Raw genomic sequence first — 7,995 nt, forward strand, 5'->3', positions numbered from 1 at the left:
AAGTTCGTACGGAGAGATAAAATAGAGTTAAAATTATACTATGCATAAGGGCATTTAATATGGTCAAAAAATAATAAAGTGTCAGAGGAGGTTCTGAAAATATGGCTGCTTATATAGCACTATTACGAGGAATAAACGTAGGCGGGAAAAATATAATTAAAATGGCTGAGTTAAAAAGGATGTTTGAAGCGATGGGACTTTGTGAAGTCCAAACATATATTCAAAGCGGAAATGTGCTGTTTAAATCAAATGAAGGTGAGGAAGCTTTACGAAAAAAAATAGAGCATGAGATCGGGGCGGTTTTTGGTATTTCAAGCCCGGTTATTCTAAGAACGGCGGCAGAGTTGGAAAGTATTATTCTGAACTGTCCATTTTCGGAGGGGGAAATATCCGAAGCGGAGACGTCGTCAGAAGCAGAGAGCCTGTACGTTTCACTGATGACACATGCTCCGTCCCAAGAAAAAATGTATTGTTTGAATGCATACAAAAGTGCTGATGAAGAATATCGAATTATTGGGAGGCAGGTTTATCTGCTTTTCCGTAATAGTATCCGTAATTCAAAACTGGCCAATAATCTTCAGAAGCTGGATGTCTCGGCTACCGTACGTAACTGGAAGACGCTGAATAAGCTTGTAGGATTGGCAAAAGCCATAAATACATCCCATTAAAATCCCAATCGTTTAAAATTCTTATCATAATATTATTATTTTGTATTTTGTTTTAAGGGGCCAGGTTGTATAATAAAACAAAATCAATTAAACGAAGAGGTGGCAGATTTGATAAAACATATTGTTATGTGGAAATTGAAAGACTTTGCTGAGGGGAAGGACAAAATTGAAAATGCTAGATTTATAAAAACCAGCCTGGAGGAATTACGCAACAGGATAAAACAGATAAAATTCCTTGAGGTCGGTATAAATATAAATAATTCAGAGCAGGCATATGATGCTGTTCTTTATTCGGAGTTTGAAAATATGGAGGATTTGAATTTTTATAAAAATCACCCTGAACATTTGAAGGTATCAGAGTTTTGCAGCAAGGTCAGAAGTGCAAGAGTCGTTACAGATTATGAAATCTAAAGTAGATGCTACATATACATCAAACGGTTAAGCCATAAATAAAAATTATATTTGTTTTTATGAAAACAGAAAGTCCGGAGGCATGATGACTCCGGACTTTCTGTTTCATTTGGCAGAACACAGGCATTAAAAAAAATTAAATGCCTGTATTTTATTTAGATATTAACTGTTACTGCGGAGTTTTGTTTGATTTTTCACTTTCATGCTTTTCGCTGGCTTTTGAGGCATAATGCCCGATTATTGGGCCTCCAACACAAACAATTGCCATAAAGACAATAACAACAATAAGCGTTGTATCCAAGAATATCACCTCCGTTATCAAATTTTAAACAACGGTATGATTTCCCTTATATTTACTCCCATTGAAATAGTGCGGAATGGATTGCCTTATTATTTTTCGATGGTCAAAGGGCATTTCCAAAAATAAAAAGCTGCTGACAGAAATACCCTCTACCGATATTGGAGGAACATACAGCAGGGTATTATTTATTTGTACTTTTTGGATTGATGTTTTTTGGCTTTCATTGTGAATATATATAATATTGTTATGAACAAAACCGGATAACAAGAGCACTTTAGAATTTTGCGCATGAATTTGAAGCCCATCGGCAGGAGCAGCCTCCGCCGGTATGAGCTGGAAAATCATAAGTGCAATTATCAGGAACAAAATAACGGTTACAGTTTTCTTTAGTCTCATTCAAAACCTCTTTTAAACATCCTCATACTGAGTATATCATAAGAAGTTATGTAATTGAACCTTTCAAAAATAAAGTGACAGACAGCCTTCAGGATTGATTTAAACAGTTTGCCTGTGCATCAAATGTTGCTATATTCTGGCCCACAGACATTAAAAAATTTCCTAATACATCGCGTTGGCAGCCATCTATGCCTTCGGCAAGAATTATGGAAATTGCCGTTGCAAGCAATGTAAGTTCACAAGGACTTAAAGAAAAAAATCCATTATCACAGGTATTTTTATTATTATCCAAGTTATATGCCTCCAAAATTAAATACTCAGTTAATACATATTATGTCGGATAATATAAAAAAGTTAACTATTAATCTTTGCTATTGTCCCGGGGTCGACACATTTGTTGACTCATGCAAATATTGTTCTATGCCTGAAACGATGGCAGTCGCAGTGTCTTCCCTGAATTTTTCTTTTAACAATTCCTGGCGTTCGGATTTATTTGATATGAATGCTGTTTCAACTATGACTCCTGGAATATCAGAGTTGCCTAAAACAAAGTATTTGGCTTGTGCCGGATTATGTACCGTACGTTTCCTGTTGTTTACTACAATATTGTTCAACGCCTTTTGAATACTGTAAGCCAAAGATTTATTCTGTTCATATTTATTATTATAAAATACTATTGCGCCGTCAGTAGCAGGTTTCTTTAAATTACAGTTGACATGAATACTTACAAATAATTGCGCATTGCTGTTATTAATGATATTAACCCTTGCATTCAGGTCTCTTTGATGGCGGCCCTTGCCTGAAGCATCCAATGTTTCCAGTGAAATATCTTCATCCCGTGTCATAATCACTTTATATCCTTTTTGTTCCAGAAGTGAACGCAGTTTTCTGCTTATGTCAAGGTTGATTTCCTTTTCCAGAATGCCGTCTTTATTTGTCCCTCCGTCAATACCGCCATGCCCCGGATCAATGACAATAACACCGCTCCTGGGGTCGGCAAACGTATTTGCAGGTAATATATTTATTTTAATGATAAATGAAATGGTGATAAAAATTAATAAAATAAAAATTGTGAATAATAAAGTTACATATCTCTTTGTCAATATGACTATCTTAAACATTTTTACAGCGTACTTCCAAGTAAATTTCCTATATTAATTGTATTAGAGACTCCCGGACTATATGTAATTTTTTATTTTATTCCATATCTATTTATATAGTATGGGGGGACTCTGGGGATGGAATACCAAAGATAGATACATTAAAAAGATAAGATATTGCTGAAAAGTCTGAAGTTATAGAGGATATAGTGGGATAGGCGCCTTTACAGGCTTGTGCTTGCTCAAGATTTCAAGAAATAATATGGGAATATTTGACAATCGGGATATAATGTAGTAATGTTGTTGTAAAATATTGTGAGTAAGAAGAAAGGTGGAGAGAATATGGGAAAAAAGGTTACATCATTGATTATGGCCCTGATGCTAATAACATGTGTTTGCACAGCAAATGTTCAGGCGGCAGATAATTATGTAACAAGGCTTGGAGTGGTGGTAAATTATCAAATAGAGCAATACTCACCTGTACAAGGTGAAACGTTTAGTCCATACCCGTTAAGCGTTTATACAACCTTTAATTTAAGTACATATGCAATAGTTAATTATTTTGCCGAAGATGTTGGAAAAGCCAGGTACAGTTTATCTTACGTGTCCAGATCTGGAGATATCTTGAATACTTATATAACATATAGATACATAGCAACCACTCCAACCGGTAGCCGTGCCTCAGGATATGTTACGATAGGTTATTTTGCATAAATTAATACGGTGCTGATTTGATACACTTAACACCGCCTCTCAGGGTATAAAGGCGGTGTTTTGCTTTTATTTACCTGACTGTTTTATGGGTGTTTTGCTTTAACCAATTCAATTGCTTCTTTGCCGGTTATGTGCTCAATCACCAGCTCTACAAGGCATACCTGTTTAAAATGTTTTTCAATTTCCTGCAATCGGCCTTGTTCATGATCAGGAGAATATTTTGCAGCTAAAATTTCAAGGGCACTGCGTTTTTCATCTTCATTATTCAAAATCCGCGCTTTTCCAAAGACAATAACACTGCGAAAATATGAAGTATATTCTTGTGGTACCACATTGTCTTGATCAATCACGCAAAAGGAGACTTTTTCGTTCCTGGCAATAGCATCCAATTTGTGACCTGTTTGGGCACAATGAAAGAAAATCTTACGGTCGTGATATACATAGCTGAGAGGAACGGCATAGGGGTAATCGTTATCACCGGACACTGCCAGCACGCCAGATGTTCCATTATTAAGAACGGCAATGCTGTCCTCTATAGATAAAACCTGTTTTTTGCGACGCATTTCTCTAAACATACAGTTACACCTCTTTCATTAATAAAACAATAAAACGCCTGATTTCATTCCCTTAAAGGCCTATGGAACGAACAAAAGACGTTTACCCGTCGGAAAGTTCAATATTCTGGGTTTTATTATAATATAACATACCTGCAATGGAATGCAATACGGTACTATTATCATGACATATGTATTAATACATGTTGCGATTAACCATAGAAATGATTTCATAAGGTCGTGCAAGCTTAAGATAACAGCGAAAAGAAAAATTTGACTTTGGAAACTTAATCGTGCGGTACTTGGTTCAACAAAAAATTATTGACTCCAGTTAATTCCAAATATAGTATAGTTGTAATAGTTCTTTAATTTAAGGTAGAATAGTTTGATAAACGCATTCAAATTTCTACTCGACTTTGACGTGGCGTCTCACTTTATAATAATTTTTTAAAGACAGGGGCTGGAAGTAATCCTGATGGTAGTGACCATGGTTATGAGAAATTGGGTTACAATTCCTGATAATATGGAAATTCACATGCCATTGAAGAACTTGATAAGTGCATTCAATTGGATTTACTAATGTCTATCAAAGCAAAATATAAATGCTAAAATTGTAAAGGATACGGAGGGTTCAGCGTGGAATTAGATAATATTAAAAAGCACTGTGAGAGACTGGTTAAACAGGTTGATTTTTACGTTGGAAAAGGAAAGGGAAAAGAAATCCTTTCAAATTTATGTGATGTTACTGGTGAAGAAACCCCTCAAGAATGTGCTAAGTGGGCAAACGATGTTAGCGAGAGGTTGGAAAGCAATATTACACCTGAGAAGTTAGTGTTAATTCGTCAGGAGTGTGCTTGTGTTAAAACCAATAAATATTCTGCTTATAATAAAAAGTATTTTAAAGAATTGCGTGAGAAGAATGCTGATGAAAAGGATTATCTAACGGCTGTTGCGAATTTTCTAAATGGCAGGCCACGTATTGGGAGAACGGTAGAGTTTGTTAACGGAAAAATTATTACTCATATGGGAGCAGGAAATTCCTGTGGTTGCTTTGTGGTTAAAAACGGGTGGAAAAAGCCATCATCAATTACTTGGTGTAGATGCTGTCAAGGAACGTTATACAGCATTTATCAATTTGTATTTCCTGATAAAGTATGTCATATGGACATTATCGAAACCCATGCCACAGGTGGAAGCGATTGTGTATTCTCTACTTGGTATACTGAAAAATAAATTAATCATATTAGTATTTTAGCTAGCATAACCGTATGATTATATTTTCCATTAAAACTAAGTCGTATTTAACAAACAAAGGAATAGAATTCTTAAAATAAGTACCGTAGCGGGAAAGTGCAGTATTGAAATTTCAACATAGACAATTGAGCAGCACGGTATTTTTTCGATAAAATTTCTTATAGGAGTGTCTCGTATGTATAAAAATTTAGAAAGCCGTATTTTTAACTCATTTGTTTTAGGTGGAAATATTCAAAACAGCATTCTTATTATTTCTGAAGATATAAAAATTACCCCTAAAAACATAAAGCTTTTGGAACATACCGGAATAGTATTAAAGAGACGCTCCCTGTATGCTGAAAATTATCCCGGCATGTTTTCGGCAATTAAAGATTTGGTATCGTATCCGAATGGATTTATGCGGTTTGTTAGATGTTCATATAATGAAAATTCAGATGTCATGATAAAGAAGCCGGCATTGAAATTCTAAAGATATATGCTACAGTGTCGAATATATTTGGATACCAGCCCAAGTACATAAAGAGTTAATTAAAAAATTTCCTACTATATTCTTATATGGAATCCATATGGGATCAGTATGAAAAATGCAATTCAGTTAACAAAGCATATTGAAAATAAGATTTTTGGAAAATATTATATAGAATATATACAGTGTTGGTAGAATGCGGGAAGGGTAAAATTATTATTAGAGGCTTTGTGAAAACATATGAAGAAAAAGTGACAACCATTTCTATACCTGAGTTTGGTATAATATGGTTATAAGGTGGTTTATATATTTGAGAGGATACCAAAGAATAAAAGTTTAACTCTTCAAGCTTAGTAGGCTGTAGATAGTGATTTCAAAGGGGAGTTGTTTCATGAAAAAGATAGTTATTAAACTTGTTATAGCTTTTATACTTTGTTCAATGATTCCTACGGTGCCTCTGGAGGCAGCAAATACAAGTGTTTCATTTGAAGAAAGCAAAAACACTGTTAAGGAGCTTCAGGAGCTTTATAAATTTAATAATTCTCTAGCATATATTGAACGGGATTTGTGGGGGGGTGCAGTCATAAGATATTTCGATTCAAAAACATTGAAGCAAACGTATAAAGCTGCCTTTGACAAATCTGTCAGAATTGGTCTTATAGCTGAAAACTATTTTGTTATAAATAAAATCAGAAAGGATAGTTCAAAGGAAGACCTTTACGATAGGATCGTTTATAGTGTTAAAACCGGAAAAAGTAAGATCATTGCTCAAAAGATTGATTTGAGCGGTAAACCAGGCGCTATCTATAACGGTACGGTTTTTGCTTATGAAGATGCCATATATGATTTTGACAGAAATTTTTCCATAACCGGCATTAAATTAATTGATATATCCCAATTAACTGACAAAACCTCTTTAAGTTATCTCATTAATGGCAAGATGTATATTTTTACTCCCGCTGACCTTTCGTTCACCGCATATCCTGATGCTGGAGGTATCAGGATAAACGGATACATACTTCAGTCGAAAAAGTATGGTTTTATATATATAAAGGATAATTCGGTTTTTTGGGTAAAAACTAACGGCGACATTAACCAAATATGTTCATACCAGTCATATGGTTATGAAATGAATCAAAATACATACAGCTTAAGACAATACGGCATTAATAGAAAGGGAGATTGCATTTATATAATAAATTCACCCCAAAGCTATGTTATAGTAGATCTAGCTTCAGGCACTTTTAAAACTTTTGCCATGCCCGGAAGCTATCGTGGAATACAGTTTGGAATTGATGATAAAACTATATCGCTGTTTTATAACTATGACAAATTAGCTGAGCAGGAATGGATTACCGACCTTTCATATCTTGATAAGAAGGGAAAAATAATAAGCTTAAGCCGAAGTGCCGGTAGTATTGCTTTTTATAAAAATTATGTTGTTTACACGACAGAAATTGTTGCCATAGGGATGACTAATTTGTCTGCCAAAGGTATTAGCGTATTAAACATTGACACAGGAGAAGAAATAAAATTATCAGGTTTATACTGTACTTTTTATATAACCGGGGAGAAGCTATATGCAAATGTAAACTCAGTGGATTATGTATTTGACCCAAACAAAAAGACTTTCCTTGCTTTGCCTGCTTTAAATAAGTATATTGGAGATGGAGTTTATATGGTAAGTCAAGGGGCTGATGTCACATTTCAGGATGTGAAAAAAGCACAATTAACTCAGTTTTGGAGACGTTCAAGCCAAACGGTTTGTGCTGTACTGCCCGGAAGCAAAAAAGGTTTCCTATATGATGGAACCACCTTAAAGAATATTACTTTTCCGGATGCCAATAAATATACAAAAAGCAGTGATTTTAAAATTATCGATAATTATATTTCATACCGCTATCCAGTTGTCCAGAATGGAAAAACATATACATATATAAGGATTGTCAAAGTATAGCTTTAATAAGTTCATACGAATCTGTAATATCCTACACTTATACCATATGTTTTTAGCATAAGGTGTTACAATTATAATAAAAAAAGCCTTGTACAAATATACAAGACTTTTTTTGGCAGGGGAGACAGGACTTGCGGTCTGCTTCGGCGTAGGCCTTGCATACCGGTGACGTCG

General features: G+C 34.8%; 11 protein-coding genes. 6 read left to right on the forward strand and 5 right to left on the reverse strand.

Annotation, left to right across the window (positions count from 1 at the left end; all coding sequences use genetic code 11):
- Positions 1–101: 101 nt before the first annotated feature.
- A complete protein-coding gene (locus tag T344_RS0124805) occupies positions 102–668 on the forward strand; it encodes a DUF1697 domain-containing protein (RefSeq protein WP_027630944.1) in 567 nt (188 codons plus the stop codon).
- A gap of 108 nt (positions 669–776) precedes the next feature.
- Positions 777–1,079 (forward strand): Dabb family protein, encoded by a 303-nt coding sequence (locus T344_RS0124810; protein WP_027630945.1) that lies wholly within the window; start codon positions 777–779, stop codon positions 1,077–1,079.
- Positions 1,080–1,248: 169 nt separating this feature from the next.
- On the opposite strand, the gene T344_RS31800 is transcribed toward T344_RS0124810, so the two are convergent.
- The 4 genes from T344_RS31800 to T344_RS0124830 form a co-directional block, all read right to left on the reverse strand.
- A complete protein-coding gene (locus T344_RS31800; RefSeq protein WP_004623294.1) occupies positions 1,249–1,380 on the reverse strand; it encodes a hypothetical protein in 132 nt (43 codons plus the stop codon).
- A gap of 24 nt (positions 1,381–1,404) precedes the next feature.
- A complete protein-coding gene (locus tag T344_RS0124820) occupies positions 1,405–1,776 on the reverse strand; it encodes a hypothetical protein (RefSeq protein ID WP_027630946.1) in 372 nt (123 codons plus the stop codon).
- Between the two features lie 88 nt (positions 1,777–1,864).
- The gene (locus T344_RS0124825; protein ID WP_004623257.1) at positions 1,865–2,068 is read right to left on the reverse strand and encodes a hypothetical protein; all 204 of its coding nucleotides are present in this window, start codon (positions 2,066–2,068) and stop codon (positions 1,865–1,867) included.
- Positions 2,069–2,147: 79 nt separating this feature from the next.
- Complete coding sequence (locus T344_RS0124830; protein ID WP_027630947.1) at positions 2,148–2,897, reverse strand: N-acetylmuramoyl-L-alanine amidase family protein; 750 nt, start codon at positions 2,895–2,897, stop codon at positions 2,148–2,150.
- 321 nt (positions 2,898–3,218) lie between these two features.
- Between T344_RS0124830 and T344_RS0124835 the strand changes: the two genes are divergently transcribed.
- Positions 3,219–3,590, forward strand: coding sequence for a hypothetical protein (locus tag T344_RS0124835; RefSeq protein ID WP_027630948.1), 372 nt, complete (start codon positions 3,219–3,221; stop codon positions 3,588–3,590).
- An 83-nt stretch (positions 3,591–3,673) separates the two neighbouring features.
- Here the strand turns inward: T344_RS0124835 and T344_RS0124840 are convergent, their stop codons facing one another.
- Positions 3,674–4,165 (reverse strand): pyridoxamine 5'-phosphate oxidase family protein, encoded by a 492-nt coding sequence (locus T344_RS0124840; RefSeq protein WP_027630949.1) that lies wholly within the window; start codon positions 4,163–4,165, stop codon positions 3,674–3,676.
- A 615-nt stretch (positions 4,166–4,780) separates the two neighbouring features.
- On the opposite strand from T344_RS0124840, the gene T344_RS0124845 reads away from it, so the two are divergent.
- The 3 genes from T344_RS0124845 to T344_RS0124855 all read left to right on the forward strand — a co-directional run bounded on the left by T344_RS0124845 (position 4,781) and on the right by T344_RS0124855 (position 7,821).
- Complete coding sequence (locus T344_RS0124845) at positions 4,781–5,377, forward strand: hypothetical protein (RefSeq protein ID WP_027630950.1); 597 nt, start codon at positions 4,781–4,783, stop codon at positions 5,375–5,377.
- Between the two features lie 196 nt (positions 5,378–5,573).
- Complete coding sequence (locus T344_RS0124850; RefSeq protein ID WP_027630951.1) at positions 5,574–5,867, forward strand: hypothetical protein; 294 nt, start codon at positions 5,574–5,576, stop codon at positions 5,865–5,867.
- A gap of 388 nt (positions 5,868–6,255) precedes the next feature.
- The gene (locus T344_RS0124855; protein ID WP_027630952.1) at positions 6,256–7,821 is read left to right on the forward strand and encodes a hypothetical protein; all 1,566 of its coding nucleotides are present in this window, start codon (positions 6,256–6,258) and stop codon (positions 7,819–7,821) included.
- Positions 7,822–7,995 lie beyond the last annotated feature (174 nt).

It is taken from the genome of Ruminiclostridium cellobioparum DSM 1351 = ATCC 15832 (assembly GCF_000621505.1).
Taxonomy (GTDB): domain Bacteria; phylum Bacillota; class Clostridia; order Acetivibrionales; family DSM-1351; genus Ruminiclostridium; species Ruminiclostridium cellobioparum.

Bases quoted from the DNA above. Each gene is read 5' to 3' on its own strand.
- T344_RS0124805 (WP_027630944.1), top strand. From the start codon at position 102: ATGGCTGCTTATATAGCACTATTACGAGGAATAAACGTAGGCGGGAAA.
- T344_RS0124820 (WP_027630946.1), bottom strand. From the start codon at position 1,776: ATGAGACTAAAGAAAACTGTAACCGTTATTTTGTTCCTGATAATTGCA.
- T344_RS0124830 (WP_027630947.1), bottom strand. From the start codon at position 2,897: ATGTTTAAGATAGTCATATTGACAAAGAGATATGTAACTTTATTATTC.
- T344_RS0124835 (WP_027630948.1), top strand. From the start codon at position 3,219: ATGGGAAAAAAGGTTACATCATTGATTATGGCCCTGATGCTAATAACA.
- T344_RS0124840 (WP_027630949.1), bottom strand. From the start codon at position 4,165: ATGTTTAGAGAAATGCGTCGCAAAAAACAGGTTTTATCTATAGAGGAC.
- T344_RS0124850 (WP_027630951.1), top strand. From the start codon at position 5,574: ATGTATAAAAATTTAGAAAGCCGTATTTTTAACTCATTTGTTTTAGGT.
- T344_RS0124855 (WP_027630952.1), top strand. From the start codon at position 6,256: ATGAAAAAGATAGTTATTAAACTTGTTATAGCTTTTATACTTTGTTCA.